We start from the raw sequence: 24,013 nt of genomic DNA on the forward strand, positions 1-24,013 counted from the left end.
GATAAGGAATCTACACCAAGAGTTTTTGATTTTACACCTGTTTCAAGAACTTCTCAGGAAGTTTGGGAAAGAGATGCACCTGGACATGATGGTTATGGCTGGAATGCAGATGGAGAAGGTTCAAGCTATTCTTTGGAAGATGCTGCAAATCATTCAAGAATAGATTTTTATTTGGATGACTTTACTCGTGGGACTGTAAACGTTTCAAATATTTACTTGGTAAGCCCAAATTATAATAGAGAGGATCCTAGAAATCCTTTCAATGGTACTGAGACAGCTTTTGCAGCTGATACAGGTAAAATGGCACCAGCTCCTGGTAATTATTATACCCCAACTACAGAAGATCCAATAGTAGCAGGAAGAACTTACTTTTTATGGATAGATCACAGTGCAAACGAGTGGACTAGTGATGATAATTTTGTTAAAATAAAGATAATTTCTATAGGCAATGATGGAAAGGTTGTATTTGACTATTGGTTCCAGAAACAAGGTGGGCTTCGCTGGCTGAAGACGGATTAAGTTAAATAAGTTAAAATAGTAAACTAAATTTCTACTTGCCCCCCGAGAGGGGGGTTTTTTTTAACAGAATTGAATAGTGATACATTTTATATTAAAATTAACCCATGAAAAAAAACTTCTTAATTGTTTTTCTTTCATTTTTATTTTGTGTTAGAGAGCCACATGAGGTGGGATGGTTTCTAACACTCAAAATACCTGGGAAAATGAGAAAAACTACTGTAAGAGAGGAAGTACAAAAAAGTGATAAATACAGAGTTATTGCGGATTCGGTCTTTAATATTCAAAAAAAAGTTCACTTAAACCTCAACTACTCTGGGCCTACAACAATAGCTGTTGATACGTTAAAAAGATTTTTACCGAGGTTTATTGATACAACCCAGAGTGAGTTTGGATCTTTAATTTTACTTATCTATGCTGGTACAAACTATAAAGGCAAAGTAATTACATCACCATGCTCTTTAAAAACAAAAATTATTACTTACTACTGGAATGATTACTTTGATATCTTTGAGTTTTTTAAAACTGATAGTGTGAAAACCCTTGTTAGCGGAGACTTTAAAATAACACATAGAATACCTTTTAATGATTTTCCTGCTGGACCCCATCTTTTTGTAATCATCCCACAAATTTTAACAGGTAGTGCGAATTTTGATACAGTAGAAACCTTTAAAGAAGGACTTTTTGGAGCGAAAGTTTTAGGAGATAATGTTATAACTTTTTTGGACACTATAAAAAATGAAAGTGAAGATTTGAGAGAATTAGCAAAGCAAAATAGAATAGAAAAGATTTTCTTACACGCAGATATTACTCATAGTTTCCCTGTAAATTTATTTTTATCAATTAAGGTTTTTTCAAACGGAGATACTTTTATGCCTATTAACAAACTTCCTTTTAAAGGCGCACCCAAAAATGAAAATGGTGTATCAACTGACAGCATCAGGTTTTCTATCGAAATAGACCTTTCTAAAGAAATCATAGATCTCTCAAAAGATTCTTTAATATTTTATAAAGCTTTTGCAATTATAGACAGTCAAAGTAATGTTTTTATAAAACCTGACGATTTTATTAAACTAAAAGGATACCTCGGGGTAAAACTCTATACATTGGAACGATGAATGTTATTAAACTTTTTTTAATTTTTTATCCCCTATATTTCACTCCTGGGGAAAATTTCTTCCCTACTTATCCTTTTGCAAGTCAGAATATATACTTTAATCCAGCTCTAATAGGATCTGAGTTTAACCCAAATTATACCTTATCTTTGCTATCAACTAATCTTGCTCTTACAAATAACGGACTTTCTATATCACTATACAATGACATAATGTCTGCACACGGTGATTCTATAACAAAACCTTTAAAGGAAAATTTCTTTAAAAATATCGGATCCTCATGGAAAATAAACCACCTTTCCTATTTTTCTCCATTTTCATTTTCTTTAGGAAGATTTGCACTAGGTTTGAGAGCTATCCAAGCATCAGTTTTAATTTTACCTGAACCATGGTTAAGGATTTTGCTTTATGGAAATGAGCTCGATAAAACATATATTGCAAACAAAGATAATACAGCACTCCAAGTTTTAAACTTAATTGAGGCAAGAGCAGGATTTGGTCACGGAATTTTCATAGATAAAGAAGAAAAGTACAGGTTACTTTATGGTTTAAATTTTGCCTTCTATATATCAGGACCATATATTGAGTTAAATGATGTTAATGTGAGATTGAATTCCTACTATGATGGAATAACAGGAGATGACTTTATCAAAATAAGGGTAGACACAACTTTTCCAAATTTTGGATATTCAATAGATTTAGGATTTGGGCTAGAATACAAAAAAAATTTAAATTTTACTCTTGGTTTAAGTAATATAATATCTAACATAAATTTTTCAAAAGGTTTAACTTATATACATCATGGCAATCTTGACACTCTTTATTTAGGTGAAGGTATAGATTTTGACACTTTGTATACTGACAAATTAGACACTATACCAGCTGCTTTTAGTGTAAAACTACCCTTAATTTTTAAATTTTCTACTTTTTATAGACACCCTGAAGAAAAGTATAAATTATTCTTAATGTGGGAACAAGGGTTTAAAAATACAGCATTTTCAACAAAGTCTCCCAGAATTTCTCTTGGAGGAGAATACTTTGCTCATCCCAGGATACCTCTAAGGCTTGGTTTAATTTTCGGTGGTTATGAGGGAATCAGTTTATCTTTAGGTACAGGTATAATAAGTAGAGATTTTTCCTCGATAAATATTGGAATCTCACAACATAGGGGAATATTATTAGGCTCAAGGGGCCTTTCCATTTCCTTTTTAACAGAGTTTCACTCTACATTTAAGGGTAAGTTTAGATATAAGATCATAGATTCTATAACAAATAGACCAATAGCTAATGCTATATTTAAGCTCACAGATAGAAATAATAAAAAGGTTTTTGAAGGTCAAAGTGATGTAAACGGTGAAATAAAGGGAGAGATTAAAAAAGGTGAATATAAATTTGAAGTTGAAGCTGAGAATTATTATTCTAAATCGGGTGTCCTTGAGATAAGGCAAGAGGTAGAAAAAGAGGGAAAGATTTTACTTAAAACAAAATTCGGTTATCTTACACTATATGTTAAAGATAGAGAAACTAATATACCTTTAAAGAATGTAGACGTTACCATTCAATATAGAGAAAAAACAATAAATACAAAAACTGATTCATTAGGAACCTTAAGATTAAAACTTGAAAGAGGAGATTATAAATTTAGATTTGAACATCCTGAGTATATATTAAGAACAGAAAGCTACACGATTGAATCTGGAGTTCAAAAAGAAGCAGAGATTTTGTTAGCACCTCGTTTTGGTACTGTTATGGGTAAAATTTATAATGCTCAAACCTTTGAGCCTCTTGTTGGATATTTAGAAATTTATCCTGAAGACGTGGACAGTCTTATAGAAAAGTTAGAAACATATGAAGATGGAAACTATAACGTAAGGCTTTTTGAAGGTATATATAAGTTTAAAGTAAAAGTTTCCAATTATATACCTCAAGAAGCTTATATTCGTGTTGTTGGGGGAAAAGAAATTGTGAAAGATTTTGCTATGCTTAAGGAGAAAATGGTTTTTACATTCAGAAATATTTATTTTGATTTCAATAAGGCTACAATAAGACCAGAATCATATCCTGTTTTAGATTCAATTGCTCTTATGCTAAAGGAAAACCCTACTATAATTGTTGAAATAGGCGGACACACAGATGAAAGAGGAAGCAAATCTTACAACAAAAATCTGAGCCAAAAAAGATCAGAATCTGTTAGAAATTACCTCTTTGAAAAACATGGCATAGAACTTTTAAGACTAATTCCTGTAGGTTATGGAGAAGATTTCCCTGTTGTAAAGAATGCTAAAACAGAAGAAGAGCATCAATTAAACCGAAGAGTGGAATTTAAAATTTTAGGTGAAAAGAGATAATTAGACTAAAAAGTCTATTAAAACTCAATACCTGGCATGCATTAAAATCTACGCAGTATCATAGATGCGGCAAGTTTTACTTGACTATCCGAATCATTTAAAAGTCTCTTTAATATATCTAAAGTCTTATCTGACTTATATCTTGATAAAATTCTAACTACTTCAACTCTAATCTCAGAGGGAAACTTTGGCTTTTTAAAAAAAGTTTTATCAAATAATACCTTCTCAGCTACCTGTAAAGCTTTTTCAGGTGAGTTTTTAATCAAAAAGTTTATTGAGGGTATAATAAAATCCCTTAATTCTTCTTTATCAAGGGAATCTTTAATAAAACTATAGATTAATTCAACACTTTTAGCCGTACCTATCTTTAAGAGAGTTCTTAAACACTCAAATTTTATATCCTTACCCTGTGCCTCTGAATAAACTTCTAAAATATCATCTTCAAAAGAAGATGTAGTAAACTTAGATAAACTTCGAAGAGTATCCAATTTTACGCTCTCTTCTCCAGTTTTAAGCATTTTAATTAAAAAAGGAATACTCTCTTCGTCTTTGATTTCTCCTAAAATCATAACAATATCGCGAGGATTTTTTAAATATTTATTTTCAAGACTCTTATAAAATTCCTTTCTATATTCAGCAGGAAAGAGTGATAAAATTTTAACTATCCTTTTTTTTACTGCAAAATTCTCCATTTCAGGAAAGATTTCAGTAAGAGCTAAAAAACCCTCTTTACCGGCAGTAAGAAACGCCTCTTCTATCTCCTTTTCTGATTCTTCATCCCATAGTTGAGTTAAAAGCACTCTTGTAGAAAATTGAGTTCCCATCTTTCCAAGCGCCCTTATTGCAACTTTTTTCTTTGATTTTGAATCAAGTAAATCTCTGAACGTATTTTGTATATCCTCGATAATTAATAATTGATTTTTTTCTTTAGCTACCATTATAATTTTTTCTAGTCCCTCTATGTAAGAAAAAATTACCGCTGGATGTTCCTCTTCAAAAACCTTATTTTTTATTGAATTTATTACCTTTTCTACAAGACTAGTTTTATTGGCTCTTAAAAAAGTTATAGCGAATGAAATTAAAGCATCAATAGCTGAAATTCTCTCATTTTCATCTCCACTGTTAAGTTTATCCATCACAGGTTGAAGAAATGATTCTAACTCAGAAGCAGCTATACCACTTTCTAACTCTCTCTCCAAGAATTTTAATCTTTTTTCTTCTGTTATAACAAGTTTCTTTTCTCTATATAATTTTTCGAGTAACTCCGCTTCTTCATCTATATGTATCTTTTCGGTGACCTCATAAATTTTTCTACCTTCAAAGATTTCCCTCAACAAGGCAGGAAACTCGTCTTCTTTCTTTCTTAAATCTGAAAAAAGTAAGATAAGCTCTTTATCATCCATTCTACTTAGAGCCTTTCTTATGGAATCTGCCATATCTTTATATTTTTCTGATTCATTTATAAGTCTTACTCTAAGAATTGGAGATAAAATCTTAAGTATATGAGTAAGTATAAGAGAAAAGTTGGACGGACTATCTTCACCATATCTTTCAAGTAAGTAATGACTAATCACTTTTAAGGCTGAGATTAGAATTCTAACTTTACGAATATCAATCTCCTTCTCTATATCTAGACCAATCATTTTTAGAAAGATGTTTTTAATAATTTCTTCCCTCTCCGATTCCTGTAGGTTATTGTAATCTCTAAGAAAACTAGCAATTCTATTTTGATCCTCCTCACTTAATTTTATCTCTATCTCCTCTTTTTTAGGAGCAGCAATATCTCTCATAGAAACCTGAGCACTTTCTTCTGTAGACAGATCTACCTTTATTTCCCTTTCTGTAGAGCTCAACTTGAACTTTACCTCATTCAGTCTTATTCTTTCAACATTTCGCTGGAAAAGTAATTCTGAGGGATTTTCAACCTCTAAAAATTTTTTTATAGGTAAAGTAAAAATCTCAAAAAAAGTCTTTAATTCATCCTGAAATACGTCTCTATCAATTGAAATACTTTCAATCTTTAGTCTAAAAAATTGTTTTGCCATAGAGTGAATAGCTGGAATCTTACTTATATCAATTCTTGTATCCTCGAAAAGTATTACATTTTCAAAAAAATAGACTGAAATTGTATTATACTTCAGTGGGAACTTTTTGATTATTTCTAAAACTTGTTCAGCTGCCTTACCAAAAGCTGGATGCCCTGCTGGATACATCTTTGAGTAAGTTAAACCCACACCTATCTGTTTTAAAAGCTCAATCAATAAAGACTCTACTTTTTCCATTAAAATATTTTATAGATTTTACTTTATAAAATCAACTTTTCTTAAAAAAAGGCTCAAAAACGAAATAAAAAATTAAAAAAAGAAAAATAACGATGTATAAGAACTTCATTTCTCAGCTCTTCTTGCAATAATTGCTACTAAGCCTCCAATAAAAATAAGTAGAGTTCCTATCCAAACAAGTTGAATTAAGGGATTATAAAAGACTTGAACATAAACTGTTTGATCTTCTTCCCAACCTTGAATAACAGCGTATATATCCCCATATAAAAGAGGCAAAACATCCATTTCTGCTGAAGGTTGTTCCCAGTTATGATAAAATCTAAGTGCAGGATAAAGTTCTCCCTTAAGTTTTCCTTTGTTTTTAACTAAAAACTTTCCCTTAACCTCCTCATAATTTTGACCAGAAGTAAATGTAAGTCCTTTATATTCTATTTCAAAATTTTTAAATTCCAATATATCACCTATCTTGAATTTTAGCTCTTTCTGCTCCTCAAACCCATAAGAAGATATTATCCCTATTGCTGTTATGACTACTCCAATATGAATCAAAAAGGGTCCCATCTTTCTTATAAAAGATTTTGTTTTCTTTACTTCTTTTATATAGTAGTATATATTTGACAAAAAAGCAAAAGTAGATAAACCGTACCCCAGAACAACCCCCAGGTGGTTAGAAATTTTTATAAATACGTTGAAGGAAACAATTATGCTAATTAAAAGTGAAATTAATAGAAAAATTTTTGATAGATTATCATAAGAATAAAATGAATAAATAAAAAGACCTAAGAGCAAGAGTATTATAAGAAAAAAGGGGCTTGTTGCCTTATCAAAAAACAAAGTTGTAACTGTGATTTTTTGACCTGTAAAAAGTTCTGATATAATTGGATAAAAAGTTCCAAATAACGTTATTAAAGTAATTGCTATAAGAGAAAAAACAAAAATTAAGATTAATTCCTCTAATCCCAAAAGTTTAAAGCTTTCACCACTTTTTGAAAATCTCTTTCCAAACTTGATGATTGCAAAAATTAAAAAAACAAGATTTGTAATAATAAAAACTCCAAAATAAGGTCCTATCTCACTTTCAGCAAAGGCATGTACAGAGGAAAGAATCCCACTCCTTGTGATATATGTGCCAGTTATAACGAGTATGAATGTTATTATAATTAATGAAAGATTCCATAACTTTAAGGTACCTCTTTTTTCTTGGATAAAGAGTGTATGAATAAAGGCAGTTGATGTTAACCAAGGTAAAAGAGAGGCGTTTTCAACAGGATCCCATGCCCAATAGCCTCCCCACCCAAGCTCAACATAAGCCCATCTACCTCCTAACACAATTCCAATTGATAAAAATAGCCATGAAATTAAAGTCCATTTTCTAATTTCAGTAGCCCATTCCTTTTTTTCACCCTTTATAAAAACAGAAACAGCATAACTAAAAGGTATTGTAAAACCAACATATCCTAAATAAATAGCAACAGGATGAATTAACATCCACACATTTTGAAGAAGAGGATTCAATCCTTTACCATCAGAAGGAGTAAAGAAAAGTGTTTTAAATGGATTTGTAAAAAAAATGGTCATAAATATGAAGAAAAGATTTACTATTGAAATTACAGTATAGGAAATAATTCTGTGAAGATTTTCGTTTTTTACTGAAAACATATAAATAAGGAAGTATATAGAAAGTATTAAAACCCAAAAGAGCATAGAACCATCCATACCTGCCCAGAAAGCAGAGAATTTGTAAATAAAGGGCAAATTTCTAGATGTATAATTTGCTACATACATAACCCTAAAATCTGAAGCCAAAAGAAGATACCAAAGTGAAAAAGAAGCAAGTATAACAAAAATTGACCCTAAAAGGGTAGCTCTTTTTCCAGCTTCAATAAATGTATCTTTTCTTTTTGATAAATAATTTATAAATAAAATCGTCGATAACAAAAAACAAATAAATGCACTAACTAAAGATGAGTAACCTAAATCAACCACAACTTAATTATAGATCATTTTAAGAATTAAATTCAATACAAAAAAATAAAATTTAAAAATTTTCAGTTACATAGTTTTCTGCCATCATAGCAGCAATTGCCCCATCAGATGAAGCTGTTACAACTTGTCTTAAAGAAGTGGATCTAACATCTCCTGCAGCATATATACCTGGGACATCTGTTTCCATCCTTTGATTTGTAATAACCCCCCCTCTTTCATCAAGTCTTGTTAAACCCTTCAAAATTTCTGAATTAGGAGAAAATCCAATAAAAATAAATACTGCCTGACAAGGAAGCTCCCATATTTCGTTTGTCTTAAGATTTCGTAACACTAAACTCTCTACTTTTTTCTCACCTTTAATTTCTTCAACAACCGTATCTAATATAAACTCAATTTTTGGATTATTCTTTGCTCTCTCAACGTAAATCTTCTGAGCTCTAAACTTATCTCTCCTATGAACTATATAAACTTTTTTCCCAAATTTAGTTAAATATAGAGCCTCTGTAACAGCTGAATCTCCACCACCTACAACTACTATTTCTTTGTTTTTAAAAAAGGGACCGTCACAGACAGCACAGTTTGAAACTCCTTTTCCCATCAGCTCAGTTTCACCTTTAACATTTAGTCTTTTATGATGAGCACCCGTAGCAACTATAACTGCCTTTGAAATCCAGTAACCTCCATCTGTTATCACTTTTTTGAAGCCTTTATCAAGTAACTCTATTTTGAAAGCTTTTTCCTTAACTATTTTAGCACCGAAATTTTCAGCATGTTTTTTAAAAACATTTATAAGTTCGCTTGCCTTTATCCCATCCGGAAAGCCAGGATAATCCTCTATTATTTCAGTCAAGGAAAGTTGCCCACCAATCACATCTTTCTCCAAAATCACTGTATTTAATAAGGCTCTTGCTGAATACATACCAGCAGTAAGACCAGCAGGGCCTGCTCCTATTACAACAACATCCACCTCTCTTTCTTTAATTTCTTCAAAACTCTCACCAAATTTTACTTCTATCATTTTTTACCCTCCCTTAATTTGGAAAGGATACTTAGTATAAGGATCAGTATACTCCCTTATAGCCTCCCTATCTTTAAATAAGTAATAACCTCTTACTCCAATCATTACTGCATTATCACCGCAAAATTCTTTTTCTGGAAGTAGCACATTATCAAAATTTTCCATTAAAAGTGTTCTTAGTCTATTATTTACTGCTACTCCACCTACAACTGAAATTTTTAAATTTGGTATATCTAAAAGCCTAATAGCTTCTTTTAATTTATCTAAAAGGTGCATAAAAACAGTTTCTTGGAAGGACGCAGCAATATGAGGTTTAAGTTTTTCAAATTCATCTTCTTTCAATTTTTCAATAAATCTTATAAGAGAGGTCTTTAAACCACTGAAACTGAAAGTAAAAGGTTTAGTTTGAGGAAGAGGAAACTTAAAAAAGTTTTTATCTCCCCTTTCAGCAAGTTCTTCAAGCTTTTTTGCTCCAGGATACTTAAAACCAAAAAGTCTTGCGGCCTTATCTAAACATTCACCTCCTGCGTCGTCAAGTGTTCCCCCAAGATATACAATTTCGTCCAGTTTCTTTATTAAAAAGAGCTCTGTATGTCCACCTGAAACAAGTAGGGAGAGAATCGGCAATTCTGGCTCCCTGTTAATAAATATTGAAAATAAGTGACCCTCTAAGTGGTCAACTCCGATAAAGGGAACAGATAAAGAATGAGCAACGGCTTTTCCAAAAACAAATCCTACAAGAAGAGAGCCAATTAGACCTGGACCTTGAGTAGCAGTTACAATGTTAATATCCTTTAAGTCTACTTCAGCAACTTCAAGAGCAAGTCTCAGTGAGGGCACTATTAACTCCATATGTGTCCTTGATGAAAACTCAGGCATTATACCACCAAAATCTATACCTGAAATATGAGACGAGAGAATATGAGATCTTACCTTTTTGTCCTCTAGGACCGCTACCGAAGTCTCATCACAGGAGGTTTCAACGGAAAGAATATACATTTATAAATATTAAAGTTTCAAAAATGAAAAATCAATACTTCTAATATAATCGACATAAGGAACTCTTTTTTAGGGAAGGGGTTAAACCTTATAGTAGGGTCAAACGGATCTGGTAAAACAACTATTCTTGGAACAATTCATATGTTGATTTACCCAAGAAACATAAAGGGGCAAGCAACAAGAACCTTATAAGAAAAAATGAGAGTTTAAAGATAGAAAAAGAATCTTTTCTTTTTAACAGATTCCCCTCAATATTTTTTCATTCAGAGAAAGAATCGATATTTTGGAATAAACAGGATTTATTAAGAGAAATAAATCTTCTTTTTTCACTAATCGATAAGGAATATTTAAGAATCTTACTAATTTACAACAGGATTTTAAATCAAAGGAATAAATTTCTTAAAAAAGTTAAAAATCTTTCTGATCCTATTAAGAAATTACTACAAGAGAATGGAAAAATTATACAAAGTAAGCGTATAATTTATATTCAGAAAATAGAGGAATTTATGGAAAAGCATATGAATGTAAGAATTTACTATGAACCGGCTGGACTAGAAACAGACATTGAGGAGGAAAAAAATAGGGAATTTATCTTATTTGGCATTTCAAAAGATAACTTTAAATTTGAAAAGGATGGTTTTGATTTAAGATTCCAATCCTCAAAGGGTGAAAAAAGAATATTTTTATTTTTCTTTTACTTTGCAGTAGCTGAAATCATGAAAAAAAATAATATTTTACTTCCTTTACTTCTTGATGATCTCTCTTCCACGCTCGATTATAATCTTGTTAAAAACTATATAGAAAACCGGGAAGGACAAATAATCATACCGTCTTTAAGACCATTTAAAGCAAAAAACATAATCACTATCTGAAATGGATAACCTTTATAAAATTTTACACGAATTTTTTAAAAGTAAGGGGCTTGAGGGAAGGTTTTATGAATATCAAGTAATAAAAGAATGGCATAAAATAATAGGAGAGGGATTGGCAAAGGATGTAGAAGCAATAGATTGCAAAAATGGTATACTTTACCTCTTTTCTACCGACTCAATCCTAAGATCAGAAATTTATAACCTAAAAAAAGACATAATTAAATCCATAAATAAATACTTTAATAAGAAAATCGTAAAAGATTTAAAATTTGTAAGGAGGAAAGAATGAGTGAAAGATACGATGCATCTCAAATACAAATTCTACCAGGTCTTGAAGGAGTAAGAAGAAGACCCTCCATGTATATCGGTGATGTTGGAAAAAGGGGATTACACCACTTGATTTTTGAGATTCTCGATAATGCGGTAGATGAGGCCTTGGCAGGTTATGCAAAAAATATTATAGTTTCACTTAATGCAGATGGCTCATGTACCATAAAAGATGATGGAAGAGGTATACCCGTTGACTTACATCCTATCGAAAAAAAACCTGGTGTTGAAATTGTCTTTACCTACTTACATGCTGGAGGAAAGTTTGACCAGAAGGTATACCAAATTTCAGGTGGACTTCACGGTGTTGGTGCTTCAGTCGTTTGCGCTTTATCTGAATATCTTGAAGTAAAAGTTAAAAGGAACGGCAAAATATACTATCAAAAATTTTCAAGAGGAAAAAAAGTCTCTGAATTAGAAGAAATTGGAGAAACAAGCGAAAGAGGAACTGAGGTAAAGTTTAAACCTGATCCTGAAATTTTTAAAAAATTAGAGTTTGAATTTGAAATAGTTGAAAAGAGATTAAGGGAAATTTCCTTTTTAGTAAGGGGACTAAGACTTACGATCATTGACGAAAAGACAGGAAAAACTAAGGAGTTTTATTCAGAGGGGGGGCTAAAGGATTTTGTTAATTTCCTCGATGAGGAAAGAGAACCAGTCCATGAACCCTTTTGGATGGAAGCTAAAAAGGAAAACGTTGAGGTTGAAATTGCCCTCCAATATAACTCAGATTATCAGTACGAAAACATATTAAGTTTTGTGAATACAATAAATACTCATGAGGGGGGGACACATGTAACGGGGTTTAAGTCGGCTCTTACAAGAGTTATTGTTGATTACATCAAAAAGAATAATATGCTAAAGTCCAATGATATAGAGATTCAGGGGGAAGATACAAGAGAGGGACTTACAGCCTGTATTCATGTAAAGATTCCTTCACCTCAATTTGAGGGACAAACAAAAACAAAGCTTGGAAATTCAAATGTTAAGGGAATAGTTGAGTCTTTATTTTACGATAGGTTTTATAGATACCTTGAGGAGAACCCGCAAGTAGCAGAAGAAATAGTAAGAATAATTATAGCTACAGCAAGAGCTAGAGAAGCTGCAAAAAAGGCAAAGGAATTAACAAAGAGAAAATCTCTATTAGAATCAGTGTCCCTTCCCGGTAAACTTGCGGATTGTTCAACTAAGGATCCTTCAAAAGCTGAGCTTTTTGTAGTAGAGGGGGAGAGTGCAGGAGGTTCTGCAAAACAAGCAAGAGCAAGAGAGTTTCAAGCAATCTTACCATTAAGAGGAAAAATTTTAAATGTAGAAAAGGCTTCAATAGATAAGATCCTTAAAAATGATGAAATAAAGGCTATTTTTCAGGCCATTGGGGTGGGGCTCAACGAAGAGGACTTTAAGCCCGAAAAAATAAGATATCATAAAGTCATTATAATGACGGATGCGGATGTGGATGGAAGTCACATTAGGACGTTACTTTTAACTTTATTTTTTAGGTATATGAGGCCGTTAATAGAATTAGGTTATCTTTACATAGCACAGCCGCCGCTTTATAGAATACAAAAGAGCAAGAAGGTTTATTATGCCTATTCAGAAGAAGAAAAGGAGGAAATATTGAAAAAATTAGGGGGGGAGGATGGGGTTAATATTCAAAGGTATAAAGGTTTAGGTGAGATGAATCCAGATCAGTTATGGGAGACTACAATGGATCCTGAAAGGAGAATACTTAAAAGGGTTACCCTTGAAGACGCAGCAGAGGCTGATAAACTATTTTCTATATTAATGGGTGAAAAAACTGAACCCCGAAGAGAATTTATAATACAAAATGCAAAAAAGGTGCAAAACTTAGATATATAAAAATAAAAAAGGGGGGAAAACCCCCCCTTCCCTTGTGTGGTAGCTTATGCAGGAATTATTGACCAGATGTAAGAACTATTGGAATATTTCTCTTTGAACCAAAACCACCTATTGCATAACCTGAAGCTGCTTGTCCTGCTGCAGGTGTCCATTGCGCCGGGTTGTTTGGGTCAAGATCATATGAACCATATTGAATCATTCCAGCATTAGTAGCACTGTAAGCTGGATCGAAAACACCGTTTCTATCATTATCAACTCCACCTGGACCACTTGCGAAAGCATTAGTTGCAGCTCTAACTGGGTTATGAAAATCTATAGGTAGCAAAATAGGACCAGCACTGGTAGAGGGTTTAAGGCCAGATGGAGCTCCAGCTACAGAGGTATTATCACCAACTGGTGGAAGTCCCACAGCCTGTCTTACCTGATCAACCTGAACACCAAAATGTTGTGGATAATATCCTTCGGTAGATGTTGAAAAAGCTTCTACAGCAGTTTGTGCAGCTTTCATATTGCTCTGAACAGCAGCATCCTTTGCCTTTCCAACCATTGCAATGAAGTTAGGTATGGCTATAGCCGCAAGGATACCTATAATTACTACTACGATGAGTAGCTCTATTAGGGTAAACCCTCTCCTCATTTTATTTTAAACCTCCTTATTACTTATTTTTGGGATTTGAACCCTCATTCCAACCTGCTTCTATTTATTTCAAAATGCAAAATTCATTCCACACTTTTAATAACTGGTTTTCCCAAGAATTTTAGCCTTTTCTTTTTGAAATTTGCAAATTTCATTTGCATTTTGCAACTACTTTTTGGGCACCAAAGAGGCTATGGTGTCTCCCTTTATATAATAAACTCCGCCGTATGGATGCTCAGGTATACTCTTTAGATAATTCTTTTCTAAAAGTTCTCTTAAACTCTTTGGTTTATAACCCTCTCTTTTTATAAACTCTTTAAGGATTTTTGTTAGATCTCTCATATGTATCTTCATAATTGTTCTTTTAATATAGTCCTCAGCGATTCTTTTTTCAACATCACTTTTAGCTTCTTCGTACATATAAATCCAAAGTTTTAAAGCTGTTTCAAGATCTTTTAATTTTTTATAATAAGTAAAGGCGTAGAATCTAAAACATATATCAGGTGGATTATCTTTTAAGGTAGAAATTCTAAAAAAAGTGGCAGCTTTTTTGTAATCTTTGAAAAATACATAATTTAAAAAACCCATCCAAAAAGGATATTCCCATCTCTCTGGATTTTTATGCATTGCCTTTACTAAAAGACTTTCTGCCTTTACCCTATCTCCCACATCACTTGCAAGATTTACAGATCCAAAGGTATAGGCATGTAAGAACTTTTCATCAAGATCTGTAATTATATCAACAATTTGATACATATACAGAAATTTTCTATCAGTTTGAAGATGATGCCCATAGTACTGAATAAATTGTAACCAATAAAAATCAGAAAGTGTATTTTTATGATCTAAAGCCAGATATTTTAGAATCTCTCCCTTGGGAAGATATAGAATCTCTCTTGCCTTTTCCTTTATTTCCCTTAAATCCTCAATTCTATAAGACAGATTTACGATCAGAAGGATAAGAAGAAAAGAATAGACAAACTTTTTCATTTAAACTCTTTTTTTTCGAAAATCAGTATAGAAAGGTAAATTAAAAAAATTATGTAGATTAGACCATAGAGGCTTGAAAAAATAAAATACTCCTTTGCTGGTATTCCCTCGTATATTATTCTGTTTTTGATGTTAAAATGTTCAAAATTTGGTAGAATGTAATAAAAAGCATAACTTATAAATTTTAAAAGAGGATATTTTGTTATTTCTGCAAAAAGTTTTAAAGATTCTATAAGATGTCCGATAACATAGAAAAGAAAGCCTACAAATGCTGAAAAAAAGACACCTGTAAAAGTTGAAAAGAAAATTAAAAGACTTATTATAATAGAGATCTCATAGATAAATGGGTAAAGGGCTACAAACATAGTAAAATCAAAGTTTCGGTCATTTAGAAGTATCAGTAGTTGATGAAAGACTTCCATAAGAAAAACGTTAATTAAAACGACGGAGAATAGTCCAAAAAATTTACCTATTATGATTTCTCTTCTTTTAACCGGTGTTGTTATAACAAGGTATATTGTTCTTTTATCCATCTCACGGTGAAGTAGAGTAGCACCGGTAATTATTACAAGAAGAGTGTTAAAAAAAGTTATAGCAGAAAGACCAAAATCTCTTAATATCTTTGACTGCTCCCCCACCGAAAGAGGGTAAAGAAAAAAAGTAATAAATAACATCGTTAATCCAAAAATAACAATTATTAGAAATATTTTTTGTCTCGTTAATTCTTTAAAAGTATTTTTTGATACTACAAAAATCCTTCTCATTTTTTCTTTAAAGTTTCAACAAACCACTCCTCAAGAGTATAAACTAAGGGGCTTATCCTTATTATTTTAACTTTTTTTCCACTCTGAAAAATCTTTTTTAAAACATCCTCAATTTCACTCTCACTTACTTTTATAATATATTCATCTCTCCTTCTTTCAATGTTAAAATCTCCAAATTTTTCGTCAAAAGAATTTTTTAAAACTATTTCATAACTTTTAATCCTCTCCCTTAAAATCTCTTCAAGAGTACCTTCTTTTACTATGGTGCCATTAAAAATTAGAATTACTCTATCACAAAGCTCTTCAGCATCAGAAAGAATATGAGAGGAAAGAAATACGGTTTTTCCAGAAAGTTTCTGCTCATAAATTAAATCTTTTATCTCTTTTCTACCTATAGGATCAAGACCAGTTAAAGGTTCATCTAAAATTAAAAGCTCAGGATCTCTTATTAAAACATTTGCTATACCAATTCTCTGGAGCATACCTCTTGAATAGGTCCTTATGCTCTTTTTTCCGTGCTCCTTTAGCCCGACTTTCTCAAGTAAATACTCAATCTTTTCTTTTAATTTTCTTTTCTCTATACCATACAGCTCTCCTGTAAATTCCAGAAATTCGTACCCAGAGAGATGATCGTAAAAATAGGGCTGCTCCGGTAAAAAGCCCGTTTTTCTACTAACGTCTTCCACACCTGGATTTAATCCAAATATCTTTACGTTTCCTTCGTCAAAATTTAGTAGATTAGTTAAAATTTTAATGGTTGTAGTCTTACCAGCACCATTTGGACCTAAAAAACCCACTATTTCGCCCTTTTTAACTTTAAAAGATATTGAATTTAAAATTTTTTTTCTTTTGAAACCTATAGTAAAGTACTTTGTTAAATTCTCAACATATATAACATTTTCCATTTTAAGGTAAGGTTAAATCTAGTGGTTTTTTTGCTCCAAAAGCGCAAATTGAGTACTTAGAGGCTGCCTCTCCTTCTGAGGTAATTGAACCATCCTCTTTATAGCCTGTATAGTAAACACATCCACTTGGAGGAACAGCCGGAGGACCTGAAGTTAAATTGTCAATGGCTTTTTCGTCAGCTTTAAATGGGTTTTTAAAACCTAGATGAGGCAAAAGTAGGGCATTTTGAGAAAAAGGAGGGGCTCTTCTTCCATCTGCAATTGATTTATCCCCTTCGGGGTCATCTGCCATTTCAGGGTTCACATCCTTTATTTTTGTATCAATTCCACCTGGATAATAACCTCCGGAAATTGTGACATAAATCTCAACTACCGTATGAAGAGTATGCATATTCATCTTCAAAGAGGCCTCTCTTGCATTGGCAACCGCCCTGATATAGTTAAAAACTCCAATTACAGAAAGTATACTAATTATTGTGACTACAATTAAAAGTTCAATCAATGTAAAGGCACGTTTCATTAATTAATTTTAAAACAAACTAATCTTAAAGAGAAATGAATTCAATCATAAATATTTGCAGAAACTCTAACAGAATAGAAGGGAGAAGGAGGATAGTGCTCATAATAAAAGTAGTTTCCCTTAAGAGGATTACTATAAGAAAAAGAAATAAATAGAGAAGAGTAGAATTTCCCCTTAATGGAAACTTTAAGAAAACTGTTTTTGTCGTAATAGTCAAAGTTTGCGATCAAATAAAGAAAATAGCTTTTTTCTACATTTTTTAAAATAAAAAACTTAAAGGCAACGGAATAAATCTCCTTGTAGAAATTTTTACCTTTTATTATTTTAAACTTTGCAAAAAGATTAAAAAAATTAAAAAAATTTACTGAATCACAGGTAAAAATTGAAAAAAAGTTTCCTGAAAGTAGTTTAGGAGCCCTAAAGGGGTAATTTAAATAAAAGAGATTTTTACAATTAAAATATTCGAATGATACTTCAATATCGTTTTTTTCATATTTAAGACTAAAGTTAAGCCTTAAACCTTCTCTTTTTATGTCTTCATTGTAATCAAAATAATCTGTTAAAGAGTCAAAATAAATAGGAAAGAGAAGTTTTTCCTTAAAGTAAGAAAATTTAAAAGGTTTAAATTTTAAACCACTTTCAAAGATATATCTTTTTTTCTCTCTTTCAGCACCTATCTCAAATACGGTAAAATTTGAAAAAAAAGATGTTTCAATTTTTAAATTACGGAGAGACCTTTTATTATTTGCAAGATAAAATCTATAATTTTTAAGAGTAATTGAATAAAGAAAATTATTTATACTATTGCTAAAACCTATCCCATATTTTGTTTTTCTTTTTTTTCCATTTTCTTGAGAATAAAAAATAGAGAATAAAAGGGGCCTAAGGGAAAATTCGAATTTTTCTATTTTTACAAATTTATTAAAGGGATTGGCATCAAAGAGTGAGCACTCGAAATTAACTGGAAAAGGCTCTAAGCTGAGAAAAAAGTAATAATTATGTTTTGCAAAATTATAACTAAGTTTATTTTTATGAACAGAAATAAAAATTAGGGTCTTTAATTTATCCCGAAAAAGAGGAAAAAAAGAGGATATGTTATTCTGTTCAGTATTAAAAGCACTTCTAAAAAGCGTAAATCTTGTAATTACTCTCTGAGAGTCTCTCTCAATAAATTTTTGATATAAATTCTTATATAAGTAGTTAGGAGAAAAATCATTAATTGAATCAGTATAAAAAAAGGGAACAAAAAGGGGATTCAAAACAAATAAGGGATTACCGGTAAAAAAATCAGCTTCTTGAGTTTCTAAAAAAAATAAGAAAATAAATAAGGACAAAAACATTACTATACAGCATTAAGTTAACATAAGATACATTATCTTTACTTAAGCAGACTTTTTAACCAATAAAACAGCATCCTCCCCATCCACTTCCCTTACCCTCACATCTATAATTTCATCCCTAGAAGTCGGAATCTTCCTTCCCACATAATCAGGATGTATTGGCAATTCCCTGTGCCCCCTGTCTACTATCACCAATAACTCAACCTTCTTGGGTCTACCATAATCAAGCAAAACATCTATAGCGCACCTTATCGTCCTACCAGTATATATTACATCATCCACCAACAATATCTTCTCATCATCAACAGAAAAAGGTATATTAGTCTCCTTAACCTCTGGCTGCTCATAAAGCTTCATTAAATCATCCCTGTAAAAAGTTATATCAACTGTTCCCATCTCAATTAACCTTTTTGTCCTTGATTCAAGATTCTCCTTTATTCGCTGAGCTAAATAAACCCCCCTTGTATGAATCCCTACTAACTTTATATCTCCATCTGGATGCCTTTCAAGCACTTCCGAACAGAGCCTCTCTATTATCATAGAAAATTCCCTTGAATCAATCAACTTTTTTTGAATCATCCAAAATTTCCTCCTTTAACTTAATTCCTAACTCCTCAAGCTGCTCACGATAAACTCGTGAAGGACAATTCTCAAGAAGACCTACACCCTGAGCTGTCTTTGGAAAAGCTATTACATCCCTTATACTTTTCTCAAAGGTCAAAATCATAATTATCCTATCAAACCCTAAGGCGATACCTCCATGTGGCGGTGCACCATAAGAAAGAGCTCTTAATAAAAAACCAAATCTATCCTCTATTTCCTCATCAGAATAACCGAGAAATTTTAGAATTTCCCTCTGTAACTCAGGATCACTAATCCTTATACTACCTGAACCTATTTCAAAACCGTTCAAAATAAGATCATAAGACCTTGCCTTTGCATTCAATGGATCCCTATACCAAAAGTTATCTTTAGGCATAGTAAAAGGATGGTGAGCTGATACCAAGCTTCCTTGTTCATCTTTTTCAAAAAGAGGAAAATCTGTAACCCAAAGAAACTTAAATTCTCTTTTTTCAGACTCGCTTTTTTTTATCTCCTCTAAAACCCTTTCCCTTAACTTTCCACATAAACTTTTTACTATTTCATCCTCTCCTCCAACAATAAACCTTATCCCCTCCCCCTTAAAATTCTCTTTACTTAAATATTTTTTTAAAGGCCCCCTTATTTCACCACCCTCTAAAATACCCCACATTAAAATTAAATTTCCCTCTCTTCTAATTTCTTCCGTTAAATTATCTATAAACTTTCTCGAAAATTTATATGGAAAAAATATACTTTTAACAATTTTATAATTTTTGAAAATTTCTAACTGTCCAAGAACATCTTTATAATCCTCAAACCTATAATCAAACCTCAAATCAGGCTTATCTGTTCCATATAGATTTAAAACATCCTCATAAGTCATTCTATCAAAGGGTAATTTTAATTCAATTTTAAAAACTGTTTTAAAAACTTCGTAGAAAATTTTTTCTACACAGTTAAATATGTCTTCTTCAGTAACAAAGGTCATTTCTATATCTAATTGAGTAAATTCAGGTTGTCTATCCTTTCTAAAATCTTCGTCTCTGAAACATCTTGCAAATTGAAAGTATCTATCAAATTGAGCTACCATTAAAATTTGCTTATACATTTGAGGTGATTGGGTTAGGGCGTAAAATTTACCTTTGTGAATTCTCGAAGGAACAAGAAAATCCCTAGCTCCTTCAGGCGTACTCTTTGAAAGATAGGGAGTTTCCACTTCAATAAAACCCATTTCAATTAACGTCTTTGTAATTACATACTTAATATTGCTCCTAAGTTTAAAAATTTCTTTCTTTTTTTTACTTCTTAAATCAAGAAATCTAAAAAAAAGTCTTGTTTCCTCAAAAATCTCCTTTTCATCATCTGGTAGAAAAGGAAGAGTCTTTGACTTTGAAAAAACCTCAATTTCTTTTGCCAAAACTTCAATTTCACCTGTTTTCATTGAGGGATTTTTATCCTTATCAGGTCTTTCTCTAACTAAACCAATTACTTTTAGTGTAGAATATAGAGGTAAATTTTTTATTTTATTAATTAATTCTTCGCTTTCTGTCACAATCTGTACTTCTCCCTCTCTATCCTCAAGAACAAAAAACAAAATTTTCCCTATGTCTCTTTTTCTTTTAAGCCATCCACATAGACTAACCTCTTTCCCCTCGTAATTAATATCCAAATCACCACAAAAACAACTTCTAAGCTTGGTTTTCATTTTTTCTCCATACCATATAAATATCTGATTTAAAAACTTTATAAAACTTAATTTCGAAGCCTTCTAAAAACTTATTTAGCTCTAAATCTCTCAGTGGTGAAAGTCCATCTCCTGCAATTTTACCAGAACAGGAAATATGAATTTCATCGAAAAGGTTTTCTTTTAAAAAGGAAGATAAAATAGTGCTACCACCTTCAACTAGTAGAGAAATTATGTTCATCTCATAAAGTTTTTTCACAAAATTGGCTAAATCAACTCTATTTTTACCCTTTATTTTAATTACAAAATCTGACTCTTTCCCTTTATAATCTTCTGAGACAACGAGGAATCCCTTTTCTATTTTAAAAAAATCACTTTCAAAATGTTCAAATTTATCCTTTCCCCATATAATGAATCTAAAGGGAGTCCTGAAGGAAAAAACGCTTCGTGGTGTTAATTTTGGGTTATCCTTTAAAAAGGTCCCCTTCCCTATGAGGATTGCATCATAATTACCTCTTAAATAGTGAACAAATTCTCTTTCTTCTTCACTTGATATCCATTTTGAAACTCCACCTTTTAAAGCAATTTTCCCATCCATTGTCATAGCGTACTTTAAAGTTATATACGGTCTTTTTTTTATTTTATAGGTTAAATAGAACCTGTTTATCTCTTCACACTTTTCTTTAAGTACCCCTACCTTAATTTTTACATTATTTTTTTTTAAATACCCGATACCTTTCCCATTTACTCTTTCATCAGGATCAACACAACCTATAACGACCTCTTTAATTTTTTTTTCAACAATGTAAGGAGCACAGGGAGGTGTTCTTCCATAATGAACGCATGGTTCAAGATTTACATATAGAGTTGCACCTTCAACTCCGGGGGGCATGTTATCAAGAGCCATTCTCTCAGCATGCTTAGTTCCTGGTCCCATGTGATAACCTATAGATAAAATCCTTTTATCTTTCACAACTACAGCACCTACCATAGGATTGGGTGATACTCTCCCCTCTCCTAGCTTAGCTAACTCTAAAGCTTTAGCCATGTAATATTCATCCTCACTTAAAATTAATTTATCTAATTTTTCAAAATCAAAAATATTCAAATCTTTATAACTTAAAACCTAATTGTAAGTGGAACCCAAACAGCTATGGGATTTCCAAACTGATCTTTAGCAGGTTCGAAAATATAACCTTTTGCAGCTTCTACTGCAGAATTGTCAAGAAAATCATAACCACTACTTTTTAAAATTTTCACATCTTTCACCTTTCCATTTTCATCTACTAAAACTCTCAAAAAAACACTACCCCTTGCTCCTAATTTTTTCGCTATCTCTGGATAAGTTGGTTTTACCTCATATTTTACTACAGGTAAAACAGTAGGAATAGCTTGTTGAGGAGGTGGAGTTTCAATAGGCTTTTCTATCTCTTGAGGTGGGGACACAGGTTTTCCCTCAACTGGTTTTTCAGAAATAGGCGGTTCCTCTTTTTTTATAGCCTCTTCAACAATTCTTGCCTGTAATATTTCCTCAGCAGTCACTTCGGGTCTAGGTACTACCTGAGGTTTTGGTTCCTGAGGTTTCTCGGGTGTTGTAGTAGCTACTACTTTCTCAGTTCTTTCTGGTATTTGCTCTTTGGGGACAACTTCTTCTTTTATTTCAACTTCCACTTTTTCTTTTACAATCTCAAAACTTACCCTTTCAACCCTTTCTTGAGAAGGAATCCAAACTAAATCAAGATTAGAGACAACTAGTTCAGGAGTAAAGTTATCTATATTTTTAACTCTATTAGAGAAAGCAAAAATTTCTTGAGGTACTACTAAAGGTGTAATTGGTAAATCATCTAATAATATTTTCTGAACAATATTTAACATTTTTTTAGCATTTTTTCTGTTTAAGGTTCTCATTGATAAATTTAAAAGGGAGTCAACTTTTTTATTACTGTAACCCATGAAATTAAAAATTCCATCTGTGCTAAAGAGAGGACTTATATCGGCTTTTTCATCTAGAGGATAGGAAAGTAAAAAGATATCAAAGTCAAGTTTCATTAATCTAGATATGAACGTAAAAGGATCAAGGGGTAAAGGATTGACTTTTATAACTTCGGTTTTTTCGAGGTCGATTTTTATTTTTTCTGCTATTTTTTCGTATACTCTTTGAGTATTGTCATAAATTATACTTAACTCAAGAGGTTTTCTTCGTGTGAATCCTATTTGATTCAAAGTAGAGACTAATTCATCTATACTAGCTCCTTTTAATTCTATCAAGTTACTGTCATAAGCCCAAATTGATGGTGGTATTATTGATCTAGCTTTTGTGCCGTATCCTTTAAAAACATCGTTAATTACATCGTCAACGTTTATAAAACCTGAAATTTTAGATCTTAAGTCAATATTATCAAAGGGTTTTCTCTTTAAATTCCATCCGACAAAGATTACTCTATTTGACTCATAGTTTTTTACTTTACCATTTCCATAATCTCTTAATCCGTCTAATATTACTTCTGGTATAAGTGAAAAGCCAACATCGACAATATCCATTTTTAAAGCTTCTGCTACCTCAAAGGGTGAAGGATAAATCTTAAAGACTATCCTATCTAAGTAACCAGTTTTTTCGAAGAACTCATCGAATTTTTCGAGTATTAGAAAATCACCTCTTTTATATTCGGCGACCCTATAAGGACCATTTCCAATAGGTTTAAATAAGAATTCAGAATTTCTTATATTATCTACATCCTTGAGTATGTGTTCTGGTAATGGATATATTTCGCAATCAATAAGCTGAGAGGAGTAAGTATTTGTAAACTCTATTTTTAAAATATAATCGGACAATTTTTCAACATTTTTAACAAATTTAAAGTTTGCTCTCAAAAGGGAAGTTGAACCTGGTGAAGTTATAACTTTATATGAAAATACGAAATCTCCTGCAGTAACTGGCTTACCATCATGCCATTTGGCATCTTTTCTTAAATAGAAGGTTATAGTCTTTAAGTCCTCAGAAAACTCCCATTCACTAGCAATCCCCGGATAGACTTTATTTTTTTCTACTCTTATTAACGGACAAAAAATTAAATCAAATATAGAATTATCTTGTCTTGGAGATGGGAAAATTGGGACTAAAGACTCAAAATCTTGCACAATTCCTATAGCTAAAATTCCTCCCTTTTCAGGATTTTTTGGAACTTCCCTTCCTACTCTAACACAGAAATTCATGTAAAAGATTAAAAATGCCAAGAAGGTCAACTTTAACATATCTAACCTCCTTTTT

Annotated in this window: 20 protein-coding genes; 6 read left to right on the forward strand and 14 right to left on the reverse strand. The window is 31.8% G+C overall.

The window, feature by feature from the left end; genetic code table 11:
- The 3 genes from ABDH49_00450 to ABDH49_00460 all read left to right on the forward strand — a co-directional run.
- The coding region (locus ABDH49_00450) for a hypothetical protein (protein MEN3045448.1) at positions 1–519 on the forward strand (519 nt) is incomplete at its 5' end.
- Between the two features lie 104 nt (positions 520–623).
- Positions 624–1,634, forward strand: a complete 1,011-nt coding sequence (locus ABDH49_00455; protein MEN3045449.1) for a hypothetical protein — start codon at positions 624–626, stop codon at positions 1,632–1,634.
- The gene (locus ABDH49_00460; GenBank protein MEN3045450.1) at positions 1,631–3,979 is read left to right on the forward strand and encodes an OmpA family protein; all 2,349 of its coding nucleotides are present in this window, start codon (positions 1,631–1,633) and stop codon (positions 3,977–3,979) included. The genes ABDH49_00455 and ABDH49_00460 overlap by 4 nt, the downstream gene beginning before the upstream one ends.
- A 41-nt stretch (positions 3,980–4,020) precedes the next feature.
- Here the strand turns inward: ABDH49_00460 and ABDH49_00465 are convergent, their stop codons facing one another.
- From ABDH49_00465 to tsaD, 4 genes are all read right to left on the reverse strand, one after another.
- Complete coding sequence (locus tag ABDH49_00465) at positions 4,021–6,261, reverse strand: HEAT repeat domain-containing protein (protein MEN3045451.1); 2,241 nt, start codon at positions 6,259–6,261, stop codon at positions 4,021–4,023.
- A 105-nt stretch (positions 6,262–6,366) separates the two neighbouring features.
- Entirely contained in the window at positions 6,367–8,247 is a 1,881-nt protein-coding gene (locus ABDH49_00470; GenBank protein MEN3045452.1) for a cytochrome c-type biogenesis CcmF C-terminal domain-containing protein, read from the reverse strand.
- A gap of 52 nt (positions 8,248–8,299) precedes the next feature.
- A complete protein-coding gene (gene trxB, locus ABDH49_00475; GenBank protein MEN3045453.1) occupies positions 8,300–9,265 on the reverse strand; it encodes a thioredoxin-disulfide reductase in 966 nt (321 codons plus the stop codon).
- Positions 9,266–9,268: 3 nt separating this feature from the next.
- A complete protein-coding gene (gene tsaD / locus ABDH49_00480; GenBank protein MEN3045454.1) occupies positions 9,269–10,264 on the reverse strand; it encodes a tRNA (adenosine(37)-N6)-threonylcarbamoyltransferase complex transferase subunit TsaD in 996 nt (331 codons plus the stop codon).
- Positions 10,265–10,770: 506 nt separating this feature from the next.
- Here tsaD and ABDH49_00485 point away from each other — a divergent pair.
- From ABDH49_00485 to gyrB, 3 genes are read left to right on the forward strand one after another with little or no spacing between them, the layout of a single operon-like run.
- On the forward strand, positions 10,771–11,136 hold the full coding sequence (locus ABDH49_00485; GenBank protein MEN3045455.1) for a hypothetical protein: 366 nt from the start codon (positions 10,771–10,773) through the stop codon (positions 11,134–11,136).
- A 1-nt stretch (position 11,137) separates the two neighbouring features.
- A complete protein-coding gene (locus ABDH49_00490; protein MEN3045456.1) occupies positions 11,138–11,425 on the forward strand; it encodes a DUF721 domain-containing protein in 288 nt (95 codons plus the stop codon).
- Positions 11,422–13,323 carry a DNA topoisomerase (ATP-hydrolyzing) subunit B gene (gene gyrB / locus ABDH49_00495; GenBank protein MEN3045457.1) on the forward strand — a complete coding sequence of 634 codons (1,902 nt, stop codon included), beginning with the start codon at positions 11,422–11,424 and terminating at the stop codon, positions 13,321–13,323. Before ABDH49_00490 ends, gyrB begins: the two co-directional genes overlap by 4 nt.
- Before the next feature lie 55 nt (positions 13,324–13,378).
- Here gyrB and ABDH49_00500 read toward each other — a convergent pair whose 3' ends face one another.
- The 10 genes from ABDH49_00500 to ABDH49_00545 form a co-directional block, all read right to left on the reverse strand.
- Entirely contained in the window at positions 13,379–13,960 is a 582-nt protein-coding gene (locus tag ABDH49_00500; protein MEN3045458.1) for a type II secretion system protein, read from the reverse strand.
- A gap of 168 nt (positions 13,961–14,128) precedes the next feature.
- On the reverse strand, positions 14,129–14,950 hold the full coding sequence (locus tag ABDH49_00505) for a hypothetical protein (protein ID MEN3045459.1): 822 nt from the start codon (positions 14,948–14,950) through the stop codon (positions 14,129–14,131).
- On the reverse strand, positions 14,947–15,714 hold the full coding sequence (locus ABDH49_00510) for an ABC transporter permease (protein ID MEN3045460.1): 768 nt from the start codon (positions 15,712–15,714) through the stop codon (positions 14,947–14,949). The genes ABDH49_00505 and ABDH49_00510 overlap by 4 nt, the downstream gene beginning before the upstream one ends.
- Positions 15,711–16,619, reverse strand: a complete 909-nt coding sequence (locus tag ABDH49_00515; protein MEN3045461.1) for an ABC transporter ATP-binding protein — start codon at positions 16,617–16,619, stop codon at positions 15,711–15,713. The genes ABDH49_00510 and ABDH49_00515 overlap by 4 nt, the downstream gene beginning before the upstream one ends.
- Position 16,620: 1 nt before the next feature.
- On the reverse strand, positions 16,621–17,139 hold the full coding sequence (locus ABDH49_00520; protein ID MEN3045462.1) for a type II secretion system protein: 519 nt from the start codon (positions 17,137–17,139) through the stop codon (positions 16,621–16,623).
- A gap of 41 nt (positions 17,140–17,180) precedes the next feature.
- Complete coding sequence (locus ABDH49_00525) at positions 17,181–18,479, reverse strand: hypothetical protein (protein MEN3045463.1); 1,299 nt, start codon at positions 18,477–18,479, stop codon at positions 17,181–17,183.
- Between the two features lie 42 nt (positions 18,480–18,521).
- On the reverse strand, positions 18,522–19,043 hold the full coding sequence (gene pyrR, locus ABDH49_00530; protein MEN3045464.1) for a bifunctional pyr operon transcriptional regulator/uracil phosphoribosyltransferase PyrR: 522 nt from the start codon (positions 19,041–19,043) through the stop codon (positions 18,522–18,524).
- Positions 19,036–20,766 (reverse strand): aspartate--tRNA ligase, encoded by a 1,731-nt coding sequence (gene aspS, locus ABDH49_00535; protein ID MEN3045465.1) that lies wholly within the window; start codon positions 20,764–20,766, stop codon positions 19,036–19,038. Before aspS ends, pyrR begins: the two co-directional genes overlap by 8 nt.
- A complete protein-coding gene (gene ribD / locus ABDH49_00540) occupies positions 20,750–21,853 on the reverse strand; it encodes a bifunctional diaminohydroxyphosphoribosylaminopyrimidine deaminase/5-amino-6-(5-phosphoribosylamino)uracil reductase RibD (GenBank protein ID MEN3045466.1) in 1,104 nt (367 codons plus the stop codon). Before ribD ends, aspS begins: the two co-directional genes overlap by 17 nt.
- 11 nt (positions 21,854–21,864) lie before the next feature.
- Positions 21,865–23,997: a TonB family protein gene (locus ABDH49_00545; GenBank protein MEN3045467.1), complete on the reverse strand. Its 2,133-nt coding sequence runs from the start codon at positions 23,995–23,997 to the stop codon at positions 21,865–21,867.
- Positions 23,998–24,013: the final 16 nt, after the last annotated feature.

Source organism: Candidatus Hydrothermales bacterium, assembly GCA_039630235.1.
GTDB lineage: Bacteria > Hydrothermota > Hydrothermia > Hydrothermales > JAJRUZ01 > JBCNVI01.